The organism is Streptomyces blattellae (assembly GCF_009709555.1).
GTDB lineage: Bacteria > Actinomycetota > Actinomycetes > Streptomycetales > Streptomycetaceae > Streptomyces > Streptomyces blattellae.
Window position 1 is genome coordinate 14029 of sequence record NZ_WJBG01000159.1, and the last position, 24305, is coordinate 38333.

At 69.3% G+C, this 24305-nt stretch carries 22 protein-coding genes and 2 pseudogenes; 15 read left to right on the forward strand and 9 right to left on the reverse strand.

Annotated features, from left to right (window positions below; translation table 11 throughout):
- Nucleotides 1–18 precede the first annotated feature (18 nt).
- Both GFH49_RS19260 and GFH49_RS19265 read left to right on the forward strand, forming a co-directional pair.
- Nucleotides 19–507, forward strand: a complete 489-nt coding sequence (locus tag GFH49_RS19260; RefSeq protein WP_230396376.1) for a heme-degrading domain-containing protein — start codon at nt 19–21, stop codon at nt 505–507.
- Nucleotides 504–1427 carry a TolB family protein gene (locus GFH49_RS19265; protein ID WP_155057317.1) on the forward strand — a complete coding sequence of 308 codons (924 nt, stop codon included), beginning with the start codon at nt 504–506 and terminating at the stop codon, nt 1425–1427. Before GFH49_RS19260 ends, GFH49_RS19265 begins: the two co-directional genes overlap by 4 nt.
- Nucleotides 1428–1802: 375 nt before the next feature.
- Here the strand turns inward: GFH49_RS19265 and GFH49_RS19270 are convergent, their stop codons facing one another.
- The 5 genes from GFH49_RS19270 to GFH49_RS19290 all read right to left on the reverse strand — a co-directional run bounded on the left by GFH49_RS19270 (nt 1803) and on the right by GFH49_RS19290 (nt 9601).
- Nucleotides 1803–3965 carry an SWIM zinc finger family protein gene (locus GFH49_RS19270; protein WP_155057318.1) on the reverse strand — a complete coding sequence of 721 codons (2163 nt, stop codon included), beginning with the start codon at nt 3963–3965 and terminating at the stop codon, nt 1803–1805.
- Nucleotides 3962–6811, reverse strand: a complete 2850-nt coding sequence (locus tag GFH49_RS19275; protein ID WP_155057319.1) for an SCO1167/SCO6262 family helicase — start codon at nt 6809–6811, stop codon at nt 3962–3964. The genes GFH49_RS19270 and GFH49_RS19275 overlap by 4 nt, the downstream gene beginning before the upstream one ends.
- A gap of 111 nt (nt 6812–6922) precedes the next feature.
- Nucleotides 6923–7504 (reverse strand): sugar kinase, encoded by a 582-nt coding sequence (locus GFH49_RS19280; RefSeq protein ID WP_155057320.1) that lies wholly within the window; start codon nt 7502–7504, stop codon nt 6923–6925.
- On the reverse strand, nt 7501–8685 hold the full coding sequence (locus GFH49_RS19285) for an ROK family glucokinase (RefSeq protein ID WP_155057321.1): 1185 nt from the start codon (nt 8683–8685) through the stop codon (nt 7501–7503). The genes GFH49_RS19280 and GFH49_RS19285 overlap by 4 nt, the downstream gene beginning before the upstream one ends.
- A 178-nt stretch (nt 8686–8863) precedes the next feature.
- Nucleotides 8864–9601 carry a GntR family transcriptional regulator gene (locus GFH49_RS19290; protein ID WP_155057322.1) on the reverse strand — a complete coding sequence of 246 codons (738 nt, stop codon included), beginning with the start codon at nt 9599–9601 and terminating at the stop codon, nt 8864–8866.
- Nucleotides 9602–9731: 130 nt separating this feature from the next.
- Here GFH49_RS19290 and GFH49_RS19295 point away from each other — a divergent pair, with 130 nt between their 5' ends.
- A complete protein-coding gene (locus GFH49_RS19295) occupies nt 9732–10754 on the forward strand; it encodes a Gfo/Idh/MocA family protein (RefSeq protein WP_155057323.1) in 1023 nt (340 codons plus the stop codon).
- 509 nt (nt 10755–11263) lie between these two features.
- On the forward strand, nt 11264–11653 hold the full coding sequence (locus GFH49_RS19300; protein ID WP_155057324.1) for a guanyl-specific ribonuclease: 390 nt from the start codon (nt 11264–11266) through the stop codon (nt 11651–11653).
- Between the two features lie 593 nt (nt 11654–12246).
- Here the strand turns inward: GFH49_RS19300 and GFH49_RS19305 are convergent.
- From GFH49_RS19305 to dapB, 4 genes and pseudogenes are all read right to left on the reverse strand, one after another.
- Complete coding sequence (locus GFH49_RS19305) at nt 12247–12498, reverse strand: hypothetical protein (protein ID WP_155057325.1); 252 nt, start codon at nt 12496–12498, stop codon at nt 12247–12249.
- 267 nt (nt 12499–12765) lie between these two features.
- A pseudogene (locus GFH49_RS19310) lies at nt 12766–12945 on the reverse strand (helix-turn-helix domain-containing protein); the annotation flags it as partial.
- Between the two features lie 47 nt (nt 12946–12992).
- Nucleotides 12993–13181, reverse strand: a complete 189-nt coding sequence (locus GFH49_RS19315; RefSeq protein WP_155057326.1) for an alpha/beta fold hydrolase family protein — start codon at nt 13179–13181, stop codon at nt 12993–12995.
- Between the two features lie 31 nt (nt 13182–13212).
- Nucleotides 13213–13959: a 4-hydroxy-tetrahydrodipicolinate reductase gene (dapB, locus tag GFH49_RS19320; RefSeq protein WP_155057327.1), complete on the reverse strand. Its 747-nt coding sequence runs from the start codon at nt 13957–13959 to the stop codon at nt 13213–13215.
- A 661-nt stretch (nt 13960–14620) separates the two neighbouring features.
- Between dapB and tcuA the strand changes: the two genes are divergently transcribed.
- The 11 genes and pseudogenes from tcuA to GFH49_RS19375 all read left to right on the forward strand — a co-directional run.
- Nucleotides 14621–16069 carry an FAD-dependent tricarballylate dehydrogenase TcuA gene (gene tcuA, locus GFH49_RS19325; RefSeq protein ID WP_155057328.1) on the forward strand — a complete coding sequence of 483 codons (1449 nt, stop codon included), beginning with the start codon at nt 14621–14623 and terminating at the stop codon, nt 16067–16069.
- A 248-nt stretch (nt 16070–16317) separates the two neighbouring features.
- Nucleotides 16318–17694 carry a lysine N(6)-hydroxylase/L-ornithine N(5)-oxygenase family protein gene (locus GFH49_RS19330; RefSeq protein ID WP_196218055.1) on the forward strand — a complete coding sequence of 459 codons (1377 nt, stop codon included), beginning with the start codon at nt 16318–16320 and terminating at the stop codon, nt 17692–17694.
- Nucleotides 17695–17715: 21 nt separating this feature from the next.
- Nucleotides 17716–17991: an MbtH family protein gene (locus tag GFH49_RS19335; protein ID WP_155057329.1), complete on the forward strand. Its 276-nt coding sequence runs from the start codon at nt 17716–17718 to the stop codon at nt 17989–17991.
- A 74-nt stretch (nt 17992–18065) separates the two neighbouring features.
- Nucleotides 18066–18479: an aspartate 1-decarboxylase gene (panD, locus tag GFH49_RS19340; protein ID WP_155057330.1), complete on the forward strand. Its 414-nt coding sequence runs from the start codon at nt 18066–18068 to the stop codon at nt 18477–18479.
- A gap of 309 nt (nt 18480–18788) precedes the next feature.
- Nucleotides 18789–19082: pseudogene (locus tag GFH49_RS41735) on the forward strand (ATP-binding protein); the annotation flags it as partial.
- 298 nt (nt 19083–19380) lie between these two features.
- Nucleotides 19381–19641: an SIP domain-containing protein gene (locus GFH49_RS19350; RefSeq protein ID WP_230396377.1), complete on the forward strand. Its 261-nt coding sequence runs from the start codon at nt 19381–19383 to the stop codon at nt 19639–19641.
- A 23-nt stretch (nt 19642–19664) separates the two neighbouring features.
- Nucleotides 19665–20651, forward strand: coding sequence for an ABC transporter substrate-binding protein (locus GFH49_RS19355; protein WP_155057331.1), 987 nt, complete (start codon nt 19665–19667; stop codon nt 20649–20651).
- Nucleotides 20648–21694 (forward strand): FecCD family ABC transporter permease, encoded by a 1047-nt coding sequence (locus tag GFH49_RS19360; protein ID WP_230396378.1) that lies wholly within the window; start codon nt 20648–20650, stop codon nt 21692–21694. Before GFH49_RS19355 ends, GFH49_RS19360 begins: the two co-directional genes overlap by 4 nt.
- A 68-nt stretch (nt 21695–21762) precedes the next feature.
- On the forward strand, nt 21763–22800 hold the full coding sequence (locus GFH49_RS19365) for a FecCD family ABC transporter permease (RefSeq protein WP_155057332.1): 1038 nt from the start codon (nt 21763–21765) through the stop codon (nt 22798–22800).
- Entirely contained in the window at nt 22797–23684 is an 888-nt protein-coding gene (locus GFH49_RS19370) for an ABC transporter ATP-binding protein (protein WP_155057333.1), read from the forward strand. Before GFH49_RS19365 ends, GFH49_RS19370 begins: the two co-directional genes overlap by 4 nt.
- A gap of 146 nt (nt 23685–23830) precedes the next feature.
- Nucleotides 23831–24305: condensation domain-containing protein (locus GFH49_RS19375; protein ID WP_230396379.1), on the forward strand; the 475-nt coding region annotated here is incomplete at its 3' end.

The following is a 24305-nucleotide window of genomic DNA, read 5'->3' on the forward strand; positions in this document are numbered from 1 at the left end:
GCTCGAAGGAGAGACTCCATGCCGGACAGGGATTCCATGACGGATCTCGTCACCATGCTCGAACACCAGGAAAAGGAGCTGGTCTTCGACTCGTTCGACCACGCGGACGCCTGGCGACTGGGCAAGCGCATCACCGCGATCGCCGAGCAGGCCGGCCACGCCGTCGGCATCGACATCCGGCGGCCCGGACTGATCCTGTTCCGCGCCGCCCTGCCGGGCAGCACGCCCGATCAGGAGACATGGATCGCCCGCAAGGCCGCCGTCGTGCTGCGCCTGGAGACCAGCAGCGCGCTGGTGGACGCCCGGCTGTCCGCCGCGGGGGTCGACCCCGCCGCGATGGGATGGCTGGGCGCGGACTACGCGGTCACGGGCGGCTCGTTTCCCATCCGGGTCCGGAATGTGGGCGTCGTCGCGGCGGCCACCGCCTCCGGGCTGTCCTCGCAGGAGGACCACGACCTCATCGTCGAAGGCATCCGCGCCCACCTTGCCCACGGAGGCGACGCATGAGCGAGGAAAGCGAGGAGACTCCGCTACGGCGGCTCAAGAGCGGTCAGCGCGCCCGCCTCCGCGTCTGGGACCGGGCGACCGGGGCCGTCCGTACGGTGTACGAGTCGCGCGACCGCCTCTACGAGGCACCCAACTGGACCGTCGACGGACGCCTGCTCGTCAACGGCGACGGACTCCTGTGGACCCTCCCCGCCGACGGGTCGGCGGCGCCCCAACAGGTGCCGGCGCAGGGGCTGCCCGACGTCAACAACGACCACGTCCTGTCCCCCGACGGCACCACGGTGTACGCCTCGGCCAACGACTGGCACATCTGGCAGGTCCCCCTCGCCGGAGGCACCGCCCGCAGGGTCACCGCCCACGACGGCGCACTGCACTTCCTGCACGGCATGAGCCCCGACGGCCGCCGCCTGGCCTATGTGCGGCTGGAACCCGAGGGCGACAACTGGTGGGCCTCGGCCACCATCCACACCGTCGGCGTCGACGGGCGGGACGACATCGCCGTCACCACCGATGACGGTCCGGCGGACGGGTGCGAGTGGACGCCCGACGGAGCCTGGATCGTCTTCAACACCGAGCAGTTCTCCGAGAAACCCGGCCACGCCCAGCTCGCCCGGGTCCGGCCCGACGGCGGCGACCTGGAGCAGCTCACCTTCGACGAGCGCGTGAACTGGTTTCCCCACATCGCGCCGACCGGCGACGTCGCCGTCTACCTCAGCTACCCGCCCGGTACGACAGGCCACCCCGCCGACCTGCCCGTCGAACTGCGCCTCGTGTCGACCGACGCCTGGCGCAGGCCGACCACGCTGGTGGCCCTCGACGGCGGACAGGGCACGATCAACGTGCCCAGCTGGGCCCCGGACGGCTCGGCGTTCGCCTTCGTCGACTACCCGTTCGAGCCGTCCGACGCGTTCGACCAGTAGGAACCGGGCTTCTGGAAGGCTTCTACGAGTGCGCGGGGAAGGGGGAGGCCGAGAAGTCGCTCGGCCATGTCCGGTTCCGTGACCCGGATCAGCCCGACGGCGCCGCGGTGCGGGGCGGACGGCGGACGGGGAGGACCCCTGGCTCCCGCACATCAGCGGGGAACACTCACAGGAACTCGCGCACGGCCTTCACCGGACAGCCGCCGGCTCGGGGGCGAGGGCCGGACCCGACGGGTCAGGCGCAGCGGCTCTGCCGCACCGCGACGGCACGGCAGGGCACGGCACGGCAGGGCACGGCAGGGCAGGGCACGGCAGGGCAGGGCACGGCAGGGCAGGGCAGGGCAGGGCAGGGCAGGGCAGGGCAGGGCAGGGTCCTCAGTCTTCCGGCGACATGCCCAGGCCCGTCAGTGCGCCGACCGGATCCAGGTCCGGGGTGCCGCGAGGCCACCAGTCGTCGTGGCCGGGTTCCGACTCGTACGGATACCAGATGCCGTCTCGGCCGAGGCGGAGCTGGACATGGCCGCGGGGGTGGGTGAGGCGGTTGCGCCAGGGGCGGAAAGCGGGGAGGTCGGCGGCGAGGAGAAGGGGCCGCGCCCGGTCGAAACGGCCGGCGGGCGGGTCCCAGGGTTCATCGAGGACGGCGAGACCCTCCAGGCCGCCCTGGCGCCAGGCAGCGACCGCACGCGCCAGTTCGGCGGAGGTGCGGCCGACGGCTGAGGCGAGCGAGGCGTAGAGGGAGCGGGTGCCGGCGGTGAGCCCGGAACCCGGGCGGGCCGCGGCGAGCCGCACCGCGTCCTGCCACAGCGTCAGTTCGGCGACCGGGTCACGGCCGGTGGCGAGCAGCGTGTGGGCGCGAACGGCCGCGTCACTCGCCAACTGGTCCAGCGCGAAGGGGTCCGGACCACCCGGCGCGGCCGGGTAGACCGGCGGCTGCTCGGGGTGCGGGGGTGTGGGCAACGGTGCGGGGAGGGGCGGGAGTTGACGCGGCGCGAGTGCGTCGGTGGCCCGCACGCCCGGGAGCGGCGCCGGCTCCCGTTGCTGTGCGGCGCGGGCCGCGCGGGCGGCGTTGCGACGGGAGAGTGAATCGAGCAGCTCCCGCTCCCCGCGCCCGCGCAGCAGAAGCAGGACGAACGGGTCGGCGTCCAGCAACCGTGCCGTCTGGTAGCAGAGCGCGGCGGCGTGCTTGCAGGGGTGGCCGCGGTCGGGGCAACTGCACTGCGGAGCAAGCTCACCGGGGCCGGGGAGCAACGGGACTCCGCAATCCGCGAGCGACTGCGGCAACTCCTTGTCCAGCAGGGCGGCGATATGCCCGGGCCGCTCGGCCGCCGTGTCCAGGAACCGCTCCCAGTCGGCGTCCTCCAGCGTGCGCAGCCGCAACTGCACGCGGTACGGCCGGGGCCGGCTGCCCTGCACATACGCGAGAACGAGGCCAGGTGTGACGGTGATGGCCTCCACGTTCCCCTGCTGCGCATACCCGCGCCCCCGCGCCAACCGCTTGGCGTCCAGCGCCCCTTCCTCCAGCGCCGCGACCCAAGCGTTTCCCCACCACGTCACCGCGAACCCACCGCTGCTCGACAGCACCGGCGGAAAGGCGGGAAAGGTACGCCGCAGTTCGGCGAGACCGGTCCCGGCGCGCGTGGAGCCACCCCCACTCCGGCGAGAAGGAGAACGGGCGGGAACCCGAGTGTCGCGGTGCGTGTGCACGTTCGGCGAGCCGGGGTCGCGGGGGGCCGTGTGCGGGTTCGAGAGCGGGGGCGGGGGCGGGTCTGCGGGCGGATCCGAGGGCGGGAGCGGGGGCGTGCCCGCGAACCGGGGCGACGACCGAGCCAGAGGCGTACCTGCGGGCGGATCCGAGGACCGGACCGGAGACACGTCGGCGAACCCGGCCGAGGACCGAACCAGAGACACGTCCGCCGACAGATCCGAGGACCGAACCAGAGACACGTCCGCCGACAGATCCGAGGACCGGACCGGAGACACGTCGGCGGGCCGGGCCGAGGGGCGAGCCAGAGGCGCGTCTGCGGAGGTGACGGGGTGCAACGGTCGTGACGGGTCAGAGCCGGTCGGCGCCGAGCGCGGCGCTCGCGCCCCGGCTGCACCCGCACGCCCCTCCTCGCGGGCGCGTTCTGTCTCGTCGCCGAGCCGGTTCTGCTCCTCGCCGGAGGTCTCCCCACCGGCGGTACCGGCCGGCACGTCGGCGGTCGAGGCGCTCACGGCCGGGCCCGCTGCCGCGCTACGCCGGGCAGTGAGGGCGTGCCGCAGCGCCGCCCGGGCCGCGTCACCCGGGCGGGGTGCTCCTCCTGACGGGTCCGCGGTGGTCCGCCGTACGTCATCGCCCGCGGCCTCGTCGTCCTCCGCTCGCGCCGCGCCACCCGCGAGCCGGCCGGTGGCCACCACCCTCTCGGGAGCCGTCACCTCGTCGCCGCACCCCGCCTCCGCGCCCGGCTGCGAGCCCTGGGGATCCCCATCACGACGCCTCGCGTGTTCCCGGGCCGCCCGGAGGGCTCGGCGTGCCTCATCGGCGGGGCGGGAAGTCATCGCTCCCTCCGCAGCGAGACAAGGTCGGACAGCTCACGATCCGTCAGCTCCGTGAGAGCCGACTCACCCGAGCCCAGGATCGCGTCGGCGAGGGCCCGCTTGGATGCGAGCATCTCGGCGATGCGGTCCTCGACGGTGCCTTCGGTGATCAGGCGGTGGACCTGGACCGGCTGGGTCTGGCCGATGCGATAGGCGCGGTCGGTGGCCTGTTCCTCGACGGCCGGGTTCCACCAGCGGTCGAAGTGGACGACATGGCCCGCGCGGGTGAGGTTCAGGCCGGTGCCGGCCGCCTTCAGGGACAGCACGAGGACCGGGGTCGCGCCGCTCTGGAAGCGGTCCACCATCCGCTCCCGCTCGGGTACGGGCGTGCCGCCGTGCAGGAGGTCCACGGGGACCGCCCGGGTGGCCAGGTGGGAGGTGATGAGGCGGGCCATCCCGACGTACTGCGTGAAGACCAGCGCCGAGCCGTCCTCCGCCAGCAGGGTGTCCAACAGCTCGTCCAGCAGGGCCAGTTTGCCGGAGCGGGCGGCGAGGCCGTCGCCCCGGATCTCCTCCTTCAGGTACAGCGCCGGATGGTTGCAGACCTGCTTCAGCGAGGTCAGCAGCTTCAGTACCAGACCACGGCGGGCGATCCCCTGCGCGGTCTCGATGGCCAGCATCGACTCGCGCACCACCGCCTCGTAGAGCGAGGCCTGCTCCCGGGTGAGCGGAACGGGGTGGTCCGTCTCCGTCTTGGGCGGCAGCTCGGGAACGATGCCGGGGTCGGACTTCTTGCGGCGCAGCAGGAAGGGGCGGACCAGACGGGCCAGCCGCTCCACCGCCTCCTCGTCCTCGCCGTTCTCCACGGCTCGCGCGTGCCGGGACCTGAAGGACTTCAGCGGGCCGAGCAGTCCCGGTGTCGTCCAGTCCAGCAGTGCCCACAGCTCGGAGAGGTTGTTCTCCACCGGCGTGCCGGTCAGGGCGACTCGCGCCGGTGTCGGGATGGTGCGCAGGGCCTTCGCCGTCGCCGAGTACGGGTTCTTGACGTGCTGGGCCTCGTCCGCGACGACCATGCCCCATGCCTGTTGGGCCAGCGCCGGAGCCGCCGATCGCATCGTGCCGTATGTCGTGAGGACGAAGCCGCCGTCCAGATCGTCGAGCGTGCGGTCGGGGCCGTGGAAGCGGCGGACGGGGACGCCGGGCGCGAAACGGGTGATCTCCCGCTGCCAGTTGCCGAGCAGGGAGGCCGGACAGATCACCAGGGTGGGCTCGCTGCGGGCCCGCTTCAGGTGCAGCGCGATCAGCGTGATCGTCTTGCCGAGCCCCATGTCGTCGGCGAGGCAGCCGCCGAGGCCGAGGGTGGTCATGAGGTCGAGCCAGGCCAGGCCCCGGAGTTGGTAGTCCCGCAGCCGGGCGTGCAGCCCCGGCGGCGGCTCGACGGGCCGCACCCCCGCCGTCAGCCGGTCGCGCAGGGCGGCCAGCGCGCCGACCGGCACCGCCGGCACCGTCTCGCCGTCGACCTCCGCGCTGCCGGTCAGCGCGACGGACAGCGCGTCGACCGGGTCGAGCAGGCCCAGTTCACGCTTGCGGGCCTTGCGCACGAGCGCCGGATCGACGAGGACCCACTGGTCCCTGAGGCGTACGACGGGCCGGTGGGCCTCGGCGAGGGCGTCCATCTCGGCCTCGGTGAGCGGGTCGCCGCCGAGTGCCAACTGCCAGCGGAACTGGAGGAGTTCCTCGCTCTCGAAGAAGCCGGTGCCGTCGGTCGCCGAGCCCGGTGCGGGCCGTACGACCGCTGCCGCGCTGAGATCCTGGGCCAGGTCCCGCGGCCAGTGCACGGCGACCCCGGCCGCGGCGAGCCGGGTGGCCGCGGCACCGAGCAGCTCGCCCAGCTCCCCTTCGGTCAGGGCCAGCACGTCGGGCACGTCCTGTTCGGCGAGCCGGTCCAGTGGGGGCCAGACGCGGGCCGCGCGGCGCACGGCGAGGGCGGCGTCCACGCGCGCGCGTGGCCCGAACGCCGCGTCCGCCTCGCCCGACCAGAGGGCCGCCGCGTCGACGACGAGCGTGGGGTCGGCGAGGCTGTGCACCTGGACGATCGCCGCGCCCGCGCTGCGCGTCCGCTCGCCTCCGTCGAACAGGTCGTACGCCGACAGGTCCAGCCGGAGCGAGATCCGCACGCCCGCGTCCATGCCGGCGGCGACTTCCGCGGCCCAGTCGTGGGCGTCGGGCAGACGCTGCGGACGGCGGTCCGCGAAGGGCCTGCCGGAGGCGTGCGGGGCGGCGGGCGTGCGCGGCAGGGTGTCCGCGACCGCGTCGAGGAAGGAGCGCATCAGCGCTTCCGGCTCGGGCAGCCGAAGCGGTCCGGGGCCGGGCAGGGGCACGGCGTGCCCCTCGGGCGGGAGCGCCGCCGCGACGGCGCGCAGGTGCGCGATGTCGTCCGGTCCGAGGGGTCCCGCCCGCCAGGCGTCGTGCCCGGACGGGGTCAGTCCGGGCAGCAGGCGTCCGCGGGCCGCGAGCCGCAGCGCGTGCAGCGCGGCGGCGCCCCAGCAGGCGGTGGCCGGGTGTGCGGCGGGGTCGCGCCGCGCCCGCACCAGCAGCGGCAGCGCCTCGCCGACGGGCAGCGACAGGGCGGCGGCGGGCCTGCGCCGCACTCCGCTGCCATGACGTCGTACGACAGTCAGCTCCGTACGACCGATGGCGTCGGCGCTGGAGGATTCGTCGCTGGAGGAGTCGGCGCCGATGTCGCCCTCGGGGTCCCAGAAGGCGATCCGGCCCTCTCGCGGGACGGGCGCGGGCAGGAAGACGGCCGCGAGTCGGAGGGGTACGGACCCCTCCGCCCGGTCGGCCACCGCGGTCGCCTCGGTCATACGTCCTGTCACCTCCCCGCCCGTGCGTCGATCAGTCGATCAGACGTCTTCGACTCTACGGGCGGGGTCTGACAATCGGCCCCGGCCACCGGTCCGGGCGGGCACGGAACCTCAGGGGATCACGCGCGAGACGACGTAGATGAGCGGGTTGTCGGGGTTGGCCAGGCTCACCATGACCTGCTGTGTGGGCCTCGGGTTCCGCTGCTCGTGGACCAGGCCGTACCAGGGGCCGGGGCTGGAGAAGTCCCAGCCGGTGACCATCTGGTCGCGCTCCCCGATGGTGATCTTGTCCCGCGTCAGCTCGGACCGGCTGGTGCCCATGTCCTTGAGAAAGAGGTCAAGGTTCGCGCTGGGGGTCTGGAACTGGACGTAGAGCCGGCTGGTCTTCCAGTTGTTCGTCTCGTAGTACGCGACCTTGCCCGACGGGTGCGGCATCGGCACCTGGTACAGGCGGCGCTGGACCTTCGACGGCCAGTCGCGGGTGAGGCCCCGCGCCGAGTACTTCTCCTCCTTGTCCCGGCCGCTGTCGCGGCTCTGCGCGGCGGAGATCACCAGATAGCCGGCCGGTACGCCGATGAGCAGCACGATGATGAGCAGGGTGAGGGCCCTGCGACGGATCACCCGGCCGCGGGGCTCGGGCCGGCCGGCCGGCTCGTCCGCGGGCGGGGCCTGATGGGGCAGCTGGGTCGTCACAGCGCCTCCCGGGCCTCGCGGCGGGCCTCCGCGTACCGTTCATAGCGCTCGTAGCGCTCGACCCGGCGGCGCTTGGCACGGCGGAAGCGGCGGGCGACCAGGCGGGCGAGGTCGGCGGCGCCGACCATGCCCGCCTCGGGGCCGAGCTGGGCGCGGGTGATCCTGGCCTCGGGCCGGTAGCCGCGCCCGGTGAGGTGCCGCTTGAACGCGTCCCGCGCGGGGCCGATCAGCAGGTCGTCGGCCGCGGACACGCCACCGCCGATCACGAAGCAGGAGGGGTCGAGCGCCGCCGCGAGGTTGGCGATGCCGACGCCGAGCCACTGCCCGATGTCCTGGAGCAGCTCGATGCACATGGCGTCGCCCTCGCGGGCCAGCTCGGTGATCATCGGCCCGCTGATGTCGCCGATGTTGCCCTTGACGTGCTCGATGATCCCGTACGCCACCGGGGAGTCGGCCGCCGCCAGCTCACGCGCCTCCCTGACCAGCGCGTTTCCCGAGCTGTACTGCTCCCAGCAGCCGCGGTTGCCGCACGGGCAGCGGTGGCCGCCGGGGACGACCTGCATATGGCCGAACTCGCCTGCGACACCGTACTTGCCGCGCTTGACCTGCCCGTCCTCCAGGATCGCGCCACCGATGCCGGTACCGAGCGTGATCATGACGAGGTGGTCCTCGCCGCGGCCCGCGCCGAAGCGCCACTCCGCCCAGGCGGCGGTGTTGGCGTCGTTGTCCACCAGGACCGGGACGGCGAGGCGGCCGGCGATGCGGTCGCGCAGCGGTTCGTTGCGCCAGGACAGATGGGGCGCGAACAGCACGCGGTTGCGGTCGGCGTCGACCCAGCCGGCCGCGCCGATGCCGACGGCGTGCACGTCGTGCCGGTCGGACAGGTCGAGGACCAGTTCGACGATGGTGTCCTCGACGACCTTCGGGCTCTTGGACTTGTCCGGGGTCTCCGTGCGGAGCTTCTCCAGGATGTTGCCGTCGGCGTCCACGACGCCTGCCATCACCTTGGTGCCACCGATGTCGATGCCGACGGTTGGCACGCGGGGGGCGGTGAGGTGGGAGCGGCGTTCCCTCGTGCCTACCGTGCGAAGCGTCGGCGCGCGGCGGGAACCGATGGGAGCGCCTGACACACCGACGCTGCTCAGTGCTCTTGGGAAGGCTAGGTCGCGGTAGTTGCTCATCACCGCCGATTCTGCCGCACGCCCAGGGCGGGTGCCGAACGGGGGAGCAAAGGGGATGCGCAGTCGTTGCCGAGTGCGGGTTCATCGCGGCGGAGCCCCATCTCGCCCATGAACCGGCCTCATTGTCCTGACATTGAGACGAACACGACCCTCGCGGAGTGCTCCCCGCCCCCGGCTCCTACGGTCGTACGAGGAGCTGGAACTCGAACGAGTAGCGCGCCGGCCGGTAGGTGTGGGTGCCGAACTCCACCGCGCGGCCGGTGTCGTCGAAGGTGGTGCGCTGCATGGTGAGCAGCGGGGCGCCCTCGGGTTCGCCGAGCCGTTCCGCCTCGACGGCGCCGGCCGCGCGGGCGCCGATCGACTGACGGGCGCTGTGCAGGGTGATCCCGGCGGCACGCATCAGCCGGTACAGGCCGGTGGCCTCCAACTGCGCGGTGTCCAGGTCCAGCAGACCGGGCGGCAGGAAGTTGCAGAGGTACGCCATCGGCTCGCCGTGCGCCAGCCGCAGCCGCTCGACGCGGTGGACCTCGGTGCCCTCACCGACGCCGAGGGCGGCCGCGACCTCCGCGGACGCGGGGACGACCGTGTTGACGAGGACCCGGGTCGCGGGGCGCTGGCCGGCCGCCTCCAGGTCGTCGTAGAGGCTGCTGAGCTCCAGCGGGCGTTTGACCTGGCTGTGCACGACCTGGGTGCCGACGCCTCGACGACGGACCAGCAGGCCCTTGTCGACCAGGGACTGTATGGCCTGGCGGACGGTGGGCCGGGACAGTCCGAGGCGTGCGGCGAGCTCGATCTCATTGCCCAGCAGACTGCCGGGAGTGAGCGCCCCGTGCTCGATCGCGGCTTCGAGCTGCTGGGACAGCTGGAAGTACAACGGCACCGGACTGCTCCGGTCCACACTGAGGGCGAGCTGCACGGTCGGGTCCACTTCTGGTTTCGGCACGGGCCGAGCGTAGCTCTGTGAGCGGTTGACGGGAAGTTGTGTAGTTCGGTTGTCCGGACATACGCATTGACAGGGTACGGGCCGGGGCCGCACTTTGGATTTCATGCGCATCGGGGTCATCGGTACGGGGCGAATCGGCACCATTCACGCGAACACGCTCAGCCGCCATCGCGAGGTCGGCTCGCTCATCCTCACGGACGCGAACCGGGAGAGGGCGCAGGAGCTGGCGCAGCGGCTGGGCGAGACGGCCGCACCCGGGGTGGACGAGATCTTCCGCTGGGGCGTGGACGCCGTGGTGATCACGGCGGCGACATCCGCCCACGCCGACCTGATCGGCCGGGCGGCACGCTCGGGGCTGCCGGTGTTCTGCGAGAAGCCCATCGCCCTCGACCTGCCGGGCACCCTACAGGCGATCGCCGAGGTCGAGACCGCGGGAACAGTTCTCCAGATGGGGTTCCAGCGCCGCTTCGACGCCGGCTACGCGGGGGCGCGGGAGGCGGTGCGCTCCGGACGGCTGGGGCGGCTGCACACCGTGCGGGCCCTGACCTCGGACCAGGCGCCGCCGCCGGCCGCCTATCTGCCGCTGTCCGGCGGGCTGTACCGGGACACGCTGATCCACGACTTCGACGTGCTGCGCTGGGTGACGGGGCACGAGGTCGCCGATGTCTACGCGGCCGGATCGGACGCCGGTCCCGCGATGTTCCGGCAGGCCGGCGACATCGACACGGCCGCGGCCGTCCTCACCCTCGACGACGGCACACTCGCCACGGCCACGGCGACGCGGCTGAACGGGGCGGGGTACGACGTCCGCATGGAACTCGCCGGGGAGCTGGACCAGATCGTGGTCGGGCTGGACGACCGTACGCCCATCGCGTCCACCGAGCCGACCGGGCCGCCCGCCGCGGACAAGCCATGGACCGGTTTCCTGGAACGCTTCGGGCCCGCCTACGAGGCCGAACTGTCCGCGTTCATCGAGGTGGTGCGGGGCGAGCGCGCCAACCCGTGTGACGGCCGCGAGGCCCTGCAGTCGCTGCGGATCGCCGATGCCTGCGACCTGTCCCGGCGCGAGCGAAGACCAGTACGCCTGGCGGAGATCCCGGGCGGGGCCGCCTCCACGACGGTGTGAACGGGCACGGACGGGAGGGGCGCCAGCGGGGAGCGGGCCGTGCCCCCTCGGCGGGCCGCAGCCGCAGCGTCTACGGCCTTCAGGGCAGCGTCGGCCACAGATCCCAAGGTCCCCTCGGCGGGCGCAGGCTTTCGGCGTGGGTCCTCGGACGGTTCAAGGGCCTCCGTCGACATGGCCTCGCCCCGCGGCAATGACTGTGGGGGGCCGCGGGGCGAGCGTTCTCACACGACCATGGGTTTCGTTCAGAAGGGCGGCCGGTCGCACCGTTCCTAGGTGGTCGAGCCGGTCGCCGGGCTCAGCAGCCGCACGCCAGCGCCGGGCGTGCGCACCGTTCCTGGGCTGTTGAACGAGCAGCTCCGTCCATGCATCACCAGGCGGCAGCCTGCGTGTGAGGGCGACGTGGTGGCGTTCGAGCGCACGTTAACTTCGCGAAAACTCATCGGGCCTGGCGGAAAATTCTCCGGAGTTGTCATTGACATGCCACTGTCTACGCGCGTCATCATGATGGCATGAGATTCCCCCCACGAATCACCCGCATCGGCGCCGCAGCCGCCGTCCTGTCCGCCCTCCTCGTCGGCGGCACTGTCGCCACCGCGTCCCCGGCGGCCGCCGCGGTCGGCAGCATCTGCTACAGCGACCTGCCCTCCCAGGCGTACGACACCCTGGAGCTGATCGAGCAGGGCGGCCCCTACCCGTACTCGCAGGACGGGACCGTCTTCCAGAACCGGGAAGGCATCCTGCCAAGTCAGTCCTCTGGCTACTATCACGAGTACACCGTGATCACGCCGGGCTCCTCCACACGCGGCGCGCGCCGCATCGTCACCGGTGAGGAGACCCGGGAGGACTACTACACGGCCGACCACTACGAGTCCTTCGATCTGATCAACTACGGCTGCTGAGTCCCCCACGACTCAGTCCGAGGTACAGCACAACGGGCTGGAGGTCCGGTCCTGCGTTCAGCCGGTCCTCCAGCTGCCACCAGCAATTGGTCTGCATCACTGAGCAGGTGCATGCGACATCCGACGGGTGAAACAGGCCCGCTACTCGCCAAACTCCCGGCCTCGCAGTTCGCCGCGTCCGGGCGACAGCAGCGCGGCTTGACGTCGGCCCAGTCCCTGACCGCAGAGCTCCTTGCCCCGCGTTCCCCCCACTTCGCCGTAGGCCGCGGGGCAAGGCAGGAACTTGAAGCTGCGGCGGCCGAGTTGGCCGTGCGGCTGGAGCGGGCCGGAGAGATTTGCCGCGACGGGAGATCACATAGGAGATCGTCGCGCTGGTGTTCGCGGAGCAGTCGGCCGCTGAGAGCGAACCGATCCGGACGTCCCGACGGAGCATGCGCCGGACTCCGCGGCGTCGTCAGCACCTCACGGCGTCGGGGTGAGGGGGGTGCCGTGGTCACACGTGTGATGCGTCGTCGTAGCCAGAGCGGGGCGGGCGAACCGTCTCTTGCCATCCGCAGCCGATCTGAGCGTGCACGCAGCGAGGGGGCGGGGTGTCACCACCGGCTGGCCAGTTCCTCCTCCTCGATACCGCGCCGGCAGTCGCCGCAGAGTGTCTGGGTGGTCCCGTCATCGTCGCCCTCGTGCGGCCAGAGGCACCCGCATCCCCCGCAGTTTGTCAACTCTTGTGGGTTGTAGCGGGCTTGGCAGGCGAAGCAGTAGTACACCTCCTCGCCGGCGCCGTCCATGAAGGAGCGCCCCGAGGAGAACGGGCGCACCTTCGATCCCGAGCCCGGCTGCCAGGTCAAGCCTGAGCACTTCGCATGGTTTCAGCAAACCTTGGCGCACACCGACGCCGCCGGCTGACGGCGTTCGCCGGAGCGGGCCGGGCCACGGCGCGGCAATTGACGAAGCGTCAGGGCAGAGCGTTCTTCAAGGCGTTGGAGCATCCTGCCGCGGGCAGCGTCCAGGACATCACACACGGGCTGCTCGGCGATGCCTTCGCCGGTACCGATCACGGCTTTCGCCTCAACGGCGACCATGTGGAGGCCTTCTCCGGGGTCCAGGTGGATCTCTTCCGCCACCTGGCCCACGACCCTGTGCACGTAGGCGTGGACGGTGCCGACCGAGATCCCGAAGGCGACGGCGATCTGGGCCAATGACTCGTGCTTACGCGGGTACACCAGCGCGACCAGGGCACGCCGGTGCGGCGGAAGCTTGCAGCGACGGTCACCCTCGCGGGTGACGATAAGCATGGTCAGCCACTCGACCAACGCGTGCGGGATGGCCGGCCTGAAAGAGCTCAGTGACGTTCCGACCACGTGCGCGGTCCACCGAGGTGCGCTATCAGTTTCGCGACATCGTCGACCAGGTCGTTGATCGTCATGCGGAGAAAGTCGGAATCTGCCTGCCGAGGCATCGGGCTGATCCCGCGGGCATCGAAGGCCGCCACCCGGTATCCGGCGCCGACCAGCGCCAGGACCTGGTGCAAGGTCCATACGTTGCCCTGTCGTTGCTTCGTTTCAGTCCAGGCCCAGTACGGCGTCGAGTCCGACCGTCACTCCGGTGAGATTTGGGACGGCGCGTAGCGCGGTGAGCACTCCGGGCATGAGGGACTCGCGTGTTACGGAGTCGTATCGCAGCCTCAGAATTTCGCCGTCGACGCCGAACAGCACCTCTTGCGACGACATGAACCCACGGACTCGGACCGAGTGTACGGAGACTCCCTCGATCCGCCCGCCCCGCACGCCATGTGGGTCGAGGTAGGTGGCATCGGGTGATGGGGCGCAACCCGCTTCGGCGCGAGCGCGACCGATCAGTTCGGCCGTGTGCAGCGCCGTTCCCGATGGCGCGTCCACCTTGCCAGGATGATGCATCTCGATGATCTCGACAGACTCGAAGAACGGGGCGGCCTTTGTGGCGAACTTGGTCATCAGCACCGCACCGACCGAGAAGTTCGGAACGACGAACACGCTGACGTCACCATGGTCGACCAGCGCGGCGCGGATCTGCTCCACAGCCCGCTCGTCGAAGCCGGATGTCCCCACCACCACATGCATCCCTTGCTTGATGCACCACTGGACTTGCTCGTGGGCAACGTCCGGTGGCGAGAACACGAGCACGACATCAGCGTTGTGGTCGACGATGTCCTGGACGTCGTCATCAACGTCGACCTCGGCAACCACGGTCAAGTCGGAGCTGGCCTCAATTGCGCGGACCGACGCCACGCCCATCCGCCCGCGGGCCCCCAACACAGCAACTCGAGTCATATGGTTAGCCTAACCTATGTTGACCACCCGGCTCCAGTGCCTGAGTCTCACGGCCGGAGTCTCACGGATGGGATCTGCGAGCGGGGGCGGGTCTGGATGCCGGAAGCTGCTTCAGCGGCGCAAGCGCCATCAAGCCAAGGGGCTCAGCGGGTTGACGCGCACTGGTTGGCTGCGGATGCGCGCTCTGACATCGTCTGGTGGTCGGTTTCGGCACCACCGAACGGCCTCACGCCGGGCCGGGTCAACACCCCCTCCAGCAGCCCCAGGAGGGGCCCGGTTCCGCGGAGTTCGATCGAGGTGGTCGAAGGTGTCTACCAACGAAGCAGAGCCACCCCGTAGGAGCTCAACGACGCGATGTACGGCGAGGCTCGGTTGATCACCTTCAACCCGGCCGTCAAGCCACCGCGCACGCTCCCTCACCCGACCGGTCACATCAGTGGCAGTGGTCCAGAACACACGAACATTCAACTTAGGTAAGGCTAAGCTGCGTTGCTGCAGGCTGAACGGCGGACCAGGGACCGGCTGCGGCTCACACGGACAGTGCCGCCGCTCAGCCTGGCCACGGTCGATGCCGGCCGGTCGGGTTATCGGTGGCAATTCACCTGGGTTGACGAGGCAGCTTGGTTCCCGAAGGAATGTGGCTGTCGGTGGGGAGGTGGACATGCGCGATCCGGAGGTTGTTGTGGTGGGCGGCGGAAACGCCGGTTACTGCGCAGCTCACGCGGCGGCCGAGCGTGGGCGACGCATAGTACTGCTGGAGAAGGCGCCGCGGGCGTATGCCGGCGGGAACAGCTACTACACCCTGGGTTCGACCCGGATGGTGCACGACGGGCTCGGCGACCTGCTCGCCGTCCTTGAGCCTGACGAGCGTCACGCGCGTACTGAGGTCCCGCCGTATCCGGCGGCGGAGTTCCTGGCCGATCTGGAGCGGGTCACCGGAGGGCGGGGCGACAAGGAACTTGCCGAGGCTGTCGTCGAAGGCTCGCGTGACGCTGTCCGCTGGCTGCATGCATTGGGGCTGCGATTCCAACTGATGTACGAGCGGCAAGCTCACGAGCGTCCCGACGGGACCTTCGTGTTCTGGGGTGGCTCGCACGTGTGCAACGTCGACGGCGGACCTGGGCTGATGTCGGTCCATGAGCGCGTCGCATCACGACTCGGAGTCGAGGTGCACTACAACTGCTCGGTCACGGGGCTGATGACTGATGGTGGTTCGGTCGTTGGCGTTCGGATAGGCGATCAGGAGCTTCCAGCGGAGTCGGTGGTGATCGCCAGCGGCGGTTTCGAGGCGAATGCGCAATGGCGTCAGCGCTACCTGGGAGACGGCTGGCAGCACGCGAAGGTGCGTGGCACGCCGTACAACACCGGTGACCTGATCGGCGCGGCGCTGGAGATAGGTGCAGATCGTGGAGGCGACTGGTCGACTTGCCATAGTGTTCCGTGGGACGCGTCATTTCCCGAGAACGAGAGCAATCGCGCCTTGACGAACCGGCTCAGCCGGTACGGCTATCCGCTCGGCATCGTTGTCAACCGCCGGGGTCAACGGTTCTTCGACGAAGGCGCGGACTTTCGCAACTATACGTACGCGAAGTACGGCAAGGTGATCCTGGAACAGCCGGGTTCGGTAGCGTTTCAGGTATTCGATGCGAAGTCGCGCCCGATGCTGGCGGCGTACGAGTACGAGATGCCCGGGATCGTCCCGGTCGTCGCCAACAGCGTCGAGGAGCTTGCCGCGGCCATGGATGTCGATGTCGACGGATTCGTGCAGACGGTTCGGGAGTTCAACTCATCGATCGACACCAGCCGTCCGCTCGATCCGACGATCAAGGATGGCCGCAGCGCAGCGGTGGAGCCCGTCAAGAGCAATTGGGCATCGGCGGTCGAGGCGCCGCCGTACTACGCGTATCCGGTGACTTGTGGAATCAGTTTCACCTTCGGTGGCCTTCGCGGTGACGTTGACGGCCGGGTGCTCGACCGGTCGGGTGAGCCCATCCCCGGACTCTTCGCGTGCGGTGAAACGCTCGGCGGACTCTTCAGCGCGAACTACCCGACAGGCGCTGGCCTGACCGCGGGAACGGTGATCGGGCGACGTGCCGGCTCGCTCGCCTGAGCCGCTGCTCAGGACGCGTGCACACGTGCGGCCGGAAGCCGCCGTGCGGCCCGCCAACCTCGGGACGAGCGTCGGCCGCCGATCGGACCGGCGATCTCCTCAAGGGGTGCGTCGCCGCGGTGGCTTGCGGCGCACACCGACCGAAGTTAGGTTTACCTAAGTTGTTGGTGCTATGGTTGGCCCTCGATGAGGGATGGCCGGTCATTGCGCCGTTCGTTCGCGACCTGTGACAAAGGGGCCATTGCCGGATGGCGAAGGATGAGTTGATCAATGGCGGTGACCGTTGTCTCGGACCGGGAGATTGTGCCGACGGCGAGGTCGACATTCTTGGCATCGGTTTCGGGCCGTCAAATCTGAGCCTGGCGATCGCGATTGAGGAACTCAATGATCGTCGTCGTGCGGGCCGGCGGCTGACGGCGAGGTTTGTCGATGTCCGGCGGCGGTTCGGGTGGCATGACGGGATGTTGTTGCCGGGCGCGACCATGCAGATCAGTTTCCTGAAAGATCTGGTCTCGCTGCGGACCCCGACCAGTCCGTTCACCTTTCTGAACTATCTGCATGAGCAGGGGCGGGTGTCCGACTTCATCAATCTCAAGACGTTCTTCCCGACGAGACGTGAGTTCCACGGGTACCTGAGCTGGGCCGCGAGCCGGATCGACCTTCCGGTCTCCTACGGTACGAAGGCGACCTGTATCGACTGGAGTGGCGGGAGGTTCGAGGTCACGCTCACGTCCGTGGTCGACGGCTCGGAGGTGACGAGGGTCGCGGCACGTCATGTGGTGATCGGCTCCGGTATCCGGCCGGTGCTGCCGGAGGGGATCGTGCCGGGAGCCAGGGTGTTCCACAACCATCAGTTGCTGAACAGGCTCGCCGAGTTGCCCTCGCGGCCGCACGGCCGTTTCCTTGTCGTAGGGTCCGGGCAAAGTGCGGCGGAGGTCGCTGCGTACCTGCACGATTCGTATCCCGATGCCGAAGTACACGCGTCCTTCCGCCGGTACGGCTATACCCCGTCCGATGACACGCCCTACGCTAACCGCGTCTTCGATCCGGAGGCGGTTGACGAGTTCTACACGGCACCGCCGGAGCTCAAGCAGCAACTGCTGGACTATCACTGGCAGACCAACTACTCCGCCGTCGATGCCGACCTCATCAAGGATCTCTACCGGCGTGAGTACGACGAAAGCACGCGTGGTGTGCGTCGGCTGATCGTGCACCGGGTCACCGGGATCGAGCGGTTGAGCGAGGGCTCCGACGGGGTCACGGTGACGATCCGTGACCTGGGAAACCGGGGCAGCACCACGCTTGAGGTCGACGCTGCCATCTTCGCCACCGGGTTCCGTCCCGCGGACACCCGCAGCATGCTTGGGCCGAGCATTGACGGGTCGTCCTCGTTCGAGGGGGATCTCCCGGTCGTCGAGCGTGACTACCGGCTGCGTCTGCGCAGCGTTCCCGAACGGATCTTCCTCAACGGCGGGGTCCTGCACAGTCACGGGTTGACCTCGTCCCTGCTGTCCAACGTCGCGATCCGCGCCGCCGACATTCTGCGTGCGATCACCGGCGAGCAGCCCGATCACCCCGCCACCCAGCAACGATTGCCTGCTGCGATCCGGACCGACCCCCGATAGGAACAACGAGGAGCAGCACTCATGGCCCAGAACCCGTTCGACGACGACAACGGTTCCTTCTACGCGCTGATCAACCGTGAGGAGCAACACTCGTTGTGGCCGACGTTCAAGCCGGTGCCGGCCGGTTGGAGCATCGCGTACGGCGAACCCGGCGGCAGACCGCGCCAGGAAGTACTCGACTGGATCGACGAGCACTGGACCGACATCCGCCCGAAGTCGTTGCGCGATCACATTTCCCGGTACGAGACACACAACACCGACAAGGCCGCCGGCGCCTCCGATGCCGCCCTTGCGTAGCAAGGCGGCCCGAACATCATCGACTGATCCGCAGAACCCACCCCGCACAACTCATAGAAAAAGAGGAGCCGGACATGCTGCGCGAAGTCCTGGGCGGAAAAATCCACCGAGCGACCGTCACCCAGGCCGACTTGCACTACGTGGGTTCGCTGACACTCGATGAAGACCTCGCGCGTGCCGCGGGCCTGACCGAAGGTGAGAAAGTTCAAGTCGTCGACATCACCAACGGGGCCCGTCTCGAGACCTACATCATCATCGGGCCCGCTGGAGGTGGCGACATCTGCATCAACGGTGCGGCGGCACATCTCGTCCACCCCGGCGACCTGGTGATCATCATGTCTTTCGTGCTGGCCGAGGAGTCCGAACTGGCCGGCTACCAGCCCAAGGTCGTACACGTCGACGCCACCAACCGCATCATCGCCTTGGGCAACGACCTCGCCGAGCCGGTCCCAGGGGCGGACGATCAGGTTTCTTCTCGCGTGAGGTGAGCCTTCGGCACCAAGCCGGTGATATCGCGAACGGGTGCTTGTGGGCAGCAGCAGGCGAGTCCCGACACCACTGGGTTTGGTGGCAGGCTCCTTCGGGTCTGTTGGTGGAGGCGGGCATGTCGCCGGTTCTGAAGGTCGATCACTACGCCGCGATCCGTCGTCAGCTCGTGCTGGGCCGACGAGTCGGGCGTTGCAGTGTGAGTACGAGGTGGGCTACTGCGCGGTCGCTTCGGCGTTGGAGCCGGTGTGGCCCTCGCCACGCAAGCAGCGTCAAGCTGGCCAGCGAGCAGGTCACACGCTATCTGGGCTCGTTTCGGTCGTCGTATTCAGGCAAGGCCGTGCACCGGGTGTTCGCCTCCTCCGGCCAGGAGGTCTTCTTCGAGGGCCGCCAACCCCAACATCGACCCCGCCGTCGTGCACTCACTGGCCAACCATGAATGGGTGAAGAAGGGCCTGCCGCTGTGTCTGATCGGCGACTCCGGCACCGGTAAATCGCACCTGATGATCGCCCTCGGCACGGAAGCCGCCCGCCACGGCCGGGTTGATCTGCTCTGCATTGATCTATCCCGACGCTGCGACTATGCCGGCAACGGTGCCCGGCTCGGTCACAACCGCACGGTGGTTCGACCCGTCCGCGGGAATCCAGGCGCCCGCTCCGGCCTTGAGATGGAACGCCTCAGCGCCGTCGATGCGTACGTGTGCTGTGCCGGTGTGGACCCAGATCAGCAACGGACGGCGGGGATGACCTGTCGAATCCGACCGTGCTCCCGAAGTCGGCGGCGGGCCACCGGTGTTCATGGCTGGCTTTTAAGGTAAGGGTTACCTAATATAATCCGAGGCTTGCGTCGATGGAGCGCGGCCTCATCAGGCCGGAAGAAGATCGGAAAGGCCCGCTCTCAGCATGCCGAAGACCTCACGCCGTCTCACGGTGCACCCCCTGACCCTGCGGGAGGTCGAAGTCGTGCGGGTGGTGGACCTGACGCAGAGGAAGCGACGGATCACGCTGAGCGGCGAGCAGCTCTGCGAGTTCACCTCGGCGAACGGCTTCCCGCAGTCGGCCTTCGACTCCCCTGGATTCGATGACGACATCCGTCTGGTGTTCCGTGCGGGGATCGCAGTGTCGTCACCGGTGCAGCACCCACTGACCTCCCGTGCCCAATGAAGAAGAAAAGGTAGAGCACGCCCATGACCACGACACCCCTGAGAGGACGCGGCGCGGCCCTGACCGCCGCGATCCTGAGCTCCGCGCTCGTCCTCACGGCCTGCGGCAGCGACGGCGACAGTGGCGACAACGCCGCCGGCAGGTCTGACGAGACCCACACCGTCAAGGCCGGCAACGGCGACATCAAGGTCCCCGCCGCCCCGCAGCGGGTCGTCACGATCGGCAACACGGACCTGCCGTTCATCGACATGGGTGGCAAGCCGGTAGGCGTCACCGGGGTGGACGAGTCCGAACTCAGCTTGTTGCCGGAGGGGCAGCGCGCAACGTTTGAGAAAGCCACGGAGCTCGGTGACGAGGTGGACCTCGAAAAGGTCGCCAGTCTCAAGCCGGACCTCATCATGGTCCAGATTCCCGATGCCGAGTTCCAGAAGATCGAGGATCAACTCGGGGCGATCGCCCCGACAGTCTTCTGGGGGCTCGACACCGAGTGGAAGGCACTCGCCGAGGCGATCGCGGAGGCCGGCAACCTGGAAGATGCGCTCGACCGGCAGAAAGCGGACTACGAGGGACGCGTCGCCGAGATGAAGCAGACGTACTCGGACGTCATCGAGAACACCAGGTTCGTCAATCTCGACCGCTACGCAAACTCCGATCCCGGGACGTTCGTCATCGCGGACATCGGGTGCGTCGAAATCGCCCAGGACGACATCGGCCTGAACTTCCCCAAGGCGGCCGCCGGTGCCGACCCCTTGGCCTATACGTCCTTGCCGTTCGAGCAGATCGCAGAGCTGTCCGAGTACGACGTGATCACCTACCCTGCCGACGCCGAGGGCCAGCCGACAGAGGTCTTCGCTCCGGTGGTCCAGACCAACACCTGGAAGGAGTTGTCGACCGTGCAGTCCGGTAACGCGCTCGGGGTCTTCTGCCCCGGCAACAACTCCTACGGTTCCGTTCTGCGGTACCTGGACTCGCTCGACACCGCACTGGCGACCCTCCCTGCCGAGCAGTGACGGACCTCGCGCTGCGACGACCCGTCGGTTCGGGCACCGGGACGGTGTCCGGACCGCGTCGTCGTCTGATCGGCCTGGTCGTCGCGCTCGCGGTGCTCCTCGGGTTGCTGGTGGCGAGCATGATGATCGGATCGACGGCCATCGCGCCCACTGTGGTGTGGGATGCCCTGTTCCACCCGTCGAACGACATCGATCAGTTCGCGATCCGGGACTTCCGGCTGCCGCGCACCATCGTCGGACTGGTCGTGGGTACCGCGCTGGGGGTCTCGGGGGCATTGATCCAGGCGCTGACCCGCAATCCGCTGGCCGATGCGGGCATCCTCGGACTGAACGCGGGCGCCTCCTTCGCGGTGACGGTCGCCGTGGGGCTGCTCGGAGTCCGCGACATCCAGGGCTACATGTGGTTCGCCTTTGCCGGAGCGCTGATCGTCACACTCATGGTGCTCGTCCTCGGATCGAACCGACGCGGCCAATCGCCGGTGATGATGGTTCTTGCCGGGCTCTGCGTCGGCTCGGTGCTCAGTGGTGCCGGTTCGGCACTTGAGCTGACCAACCCGGACGCCTTCGACGCGATGCGATCCTGGAACGCCGGTTCGATCGTGAGCCGCCCGCTCGACATGCTGTGGCCGACCCTGCCGTTCTTCGCGATCGCGCTCCTCCTGGCCTTCGCGGTGTCAGGCCCGCTCAACGCCATGGCCCTCGGTGACGAGCTGGCCGTCGCCCAGGGCGTCCGGCTGGTGCGCACCCGGATCCTCGCGATCATCGCGCTGACCCTGCTCGCCGGCGGCGCCACCGCGATCGCCGGGCCGATCAGCTTCGTCGGACTGATGGTTCCGCACGTCGCGCGCTGGATCGTCGGCCCGGACCAGCGCTGGATCTTCGCCTACAGCGCGCTGCTGGCCCCGATCCTGCTACTGGCCTCCGACATTCTCGGGCGGGTCGTGATGCGGCCCGGCGAGATCCCCGTGGGCATCGTCACCTCCTTCGTCGGCGCCCCCGTGCTCATCGCGCTGGTGCGGCAGAAGAAGGCGAGCGGGCTGTGAGCGCGCCCAGCGGACTCGATCCGCATGCTGGTTCCTCCCGGACTGTCTGGTCGCCGGGGACGCGCCGCGTGGACTTCGGGCGGCGGGTGCTGGTGCTGCGGCGCCGGAGGGTCGCGGTCCGGCTCGACTGGCGCTCGGTCACCGTCTGCTCGGTCCTCGCGCTGGCGGTCGCCTGCCTGGCCGTGCTCGCGCTGATGACCGGCTCGTACCAGCTCAGTCCAGGACAGGTGGTCTCCGCGCTGACCGGCGGGGAGACCGGGCTCGTCCACGACATCGTGGTCGAGTGGCGGCTGCCCCGCGTCCTCGCGGCGCTGGTGTTCGGCGCCGCGCTGGGGGTGAGCGGTGCGGCCTTTCAGTCGACGATGCGCAACCCGCTCGCCGACCCCTACATCATCGGGTTCTCCCAGGGCTCCTACACCGGGGCGCTGATCGTGATCCTCCTCGTCAACGGAACCTACTGGCAATTGGCCGGCGGAGCCCTGATCGGCGGAATCGCGACGTCCGTCGCCGTGTACGTGCTCGCCTACCGGCGAGGCGTGCAGGGGTTCCGCCTGATCGTCGTGGGCATCGGCATCTCGGCGATGCTCAGCTCGCTCAACACCTGGCTGATCCTCAGAGCCGACCTGGACCAGGCGATGGCCGCCGCGACATGGGGGGCCGGGTCGCTCAACGGCATCTCCTCGGCCCAGGTCGCCTTCGGCGCCGCCTGCATCGCCGTACTCCTGCTGCTGGCGGCGATGTCGAGCCGGCCGATGCGGCAACTGGAGCTGGGTGACGACGCGGCCGCGGCCCAGGGAGTGCGGGTCTCGGCAACTCGTCTCTGGCTGATCGTGCTGGGGGTGGCGTTGACCGCGACGGTCACCGCCGCGTCGGGCCCGATCGCGTTCATTTCGCTGCTCGCGCCACAGATCGGACGCCGGTTGACCCGCACCGCGGGGATCACCCTCGCTCCCGCCGCCCTGGTCGGCGCGCTGCTCTGTCTGGCGGCGGACTACCTCGCCCAGCACGTCGCCCCAACTCCGTTGCCGGTCGGCATCATCACCGTCATGCTCGGCGGTGGGTACCTCGGCTGGCTGCTGATCACCGAGGCCAGGAGACGCCCTTGAGTACCCACACCAGCGCCGTCGACGGCCCTTCGGCAGCGGGAGACGCACCCAAGTCCACTCCGTCCCCGAGCGGCTCACGACTCCACGTGGAGTCGGCGACGATCGGCTACGACAAACGCGTCATCTCCCGAGAGCTGTCGGTGGCGATCCCCGACGAGTCGTTCACGGTGATCGTGGGTCCGAACGCGTGCGGCAAGTCCACCCTGCTCCGCGGCCTGTCCAGGCTGTTGAAACCGTCGGCAGGGCAGGTCGTTCTCGACGGCGCCGACATCAGCTCCTTCAAGACCAAGGAGGTGGCGCGGCGGGTCGGACTGCTGCCGCAGACCTCCATCGCCCCCGACGGCATATCCGTGGGCGATCTGGTGGCCAGGGGCCGGTATCCGCATCAGGGGTTCATCCGGCAGTGGACCGAGGCCGACGAGCAGGCCGTACTGCGGGCGATGGACCAAACCTCGGTCACCGACCTGTCCCACCGTCTGGTGGACGAGTTGTCGGGTGGTCAGCGCCAGCGGGTGTGGGTGGCCATGGTGCTCGCGCAGCACACCGGCATCATGCTGCTCGACGAGCCGACGACCTTCCTCGACATCACCCATCAGATCGAGCTGATGGAACTGTTCACCGACCTGCACCACGCCGGCCACACCCTGGTCGCCGTGCTGCACGACCTGAATCATGCCGCCCGCTATGCCACCCACCTGATCGCCATGAAAGACGGCCATGTCGTCGCCGAAGGCCCGCCGGCTGAGATCGTGACCGCCGACCTCGTGCACGAGGTCTTCGGACTCCGCTGCCTCGTCGTACCCGATCCGGTCGCCGGTACCCCGTCAGTCGTGCCCTTGGGCCGTGAACGCCCACCAGCGGCACCCACAACCGAAACGACCTGACCACGCACACCGTGCCCCGCGTTTCCCGGACAGCGCTTCGACAGTGCTGGGGGGGCGGCACCGCGTTGTAAGGTTAGCCTAACCTTCATTAAGGTTGCAGTGATCCTTGCCCCGGTCGGCTCGACCTGGTCTCAAGAGAAGTGGGTGTGCTTCCGTTGACGACTTTCGATCGTGTGGAGTTGACTGCGAGCCAGCGGGGCAACTGGGTGGCACGGAAGCTTGCTCCCGAGTCCTCGGTATTTTGCGCGGGTCAGCTGATCTGGCTGGACGGCCCGGTCGATCCGGCCCTGTTCGCGTCCTCGGTCAGTGCTGTCTTCGCAGAGACCGACGCGTTGCGGGTACGTTTCGGCGACGACGACGGTGTCCCATTTCAATACGTCGACACCACCACGACACTCTCGACAAAGATCGTCGACATCGGCCACGGCGACGACCAGATCCGGGTACTGGCCCGCGGGCAACTCACCGCAGCACCAGCCGCCTCCGCCGGGGAACCGACGACGAACTCGACCCTTGTCCGTCGCGAGAACGGCACCTGGGCATGGATCCTGATCACCGACATCCTGCTCGTTGACGGCTACAGCATCTCTCTGTTCATCCGCCGCGTCGCCGAGGTCTACT

Bases quoted from the DNA above. Each gene is read 5' to 3' on its own strand.
- GFH49_RS19260 (WP_230396376.1), top strand. From the start codon at position 19: ATGCCGGACAGGGATTCCATGACGGATCTCGTCACCATGCTCGAACAC.
- GFH49_RS19265 (WP_155057317.1), top strand. From the start codon at position 504: ATGAGCGAGGAAAGCGAGGAGACTCCGCTACGGCGGCTCAAGAGCGGT.
- GFH49_RS19270 (WP_155057318.1), bottom strand. From the start codon at position 3,965: ATGACTTCCCGCCCCGCCGATGAGGCACGCCGAGCCCTCCGGGCGGCC.
- GFH49_RS19275 (WP_155057319.1), bottom strand. From the start codon at position 6,811: ATGACCGAGGCGACCGCGGTGGCCGACCGGGCGGAGGGGTCCGTACCC.
- GFH49_RS19285 (WP_155057321.1), bottom strand. From the start codon at position 8,685: ATGAGCAACTACCGCGACCTAGCCTTCCCAAGAGCACTGAGCAGCGTC.
- GFH49_RS19295 (WP_155057323.1), top strand. From the start codon at position 9,732: ATGCGCATCGGGGTCATCGGTACGGGGCGAATCGGCACCATTCACGCG.
- GFH49_RS19300 (WP_155057324.1), top strand. From the start codon at position 11,264: ATGAGATTCCCCCCACGAATCACCCGCATCGGCGCCGCAGCCGCCGTC.
- dapB (WP_155057327.1), bottom strand. From the start codon at position 13,959: ATGACTCGAGTTGCTGTGTTGGGGGCCCGCGGGCGGATGGGCGTGGCG.
- tcuA (WP_155057328.1), top strand. From the start codon at position 14,621: ATGCGCGATCCGGAGGTTGTTGTGGTGGGCGGCGGAAACGCCGGTTAC.
- GFH49_RS19330 (WP_196218055.1), top strand. From the start codon at position 16,318: ATGGCGAAGGATGAGTTGATCAATGGCGGTGACCGTTGTCTCGGACCG.
- GFH49_RS19335 (WP_155057329.1), top strand. From the start codon at position 17,716: ATGGCCCAGAACCCGTTCGACGACGACAACGGTTCCTTCTACGCGCTG.
- panD (WP_155057330.1), top strand. From the start codon at position 18,066: ATGCTGCGCGAAGTCCTGGGCGGAAAAATCCACCGAGCGACCGTCACC.
- GFH49_RS19350 (WP_230396377.1), top strand. From the start codon at position 19,381: ATGCCGAAGACCTCACGCCGTCTCACGGTGCACCCCCTGACCCTGCGG.
- GFH49_RS19355 (WP_155057331.1), top strand. From the start codon at position 19,665: ATGACCACGACACCCCTGAGAGGACGCGGCGCGGCCCTGACCGCCGCG.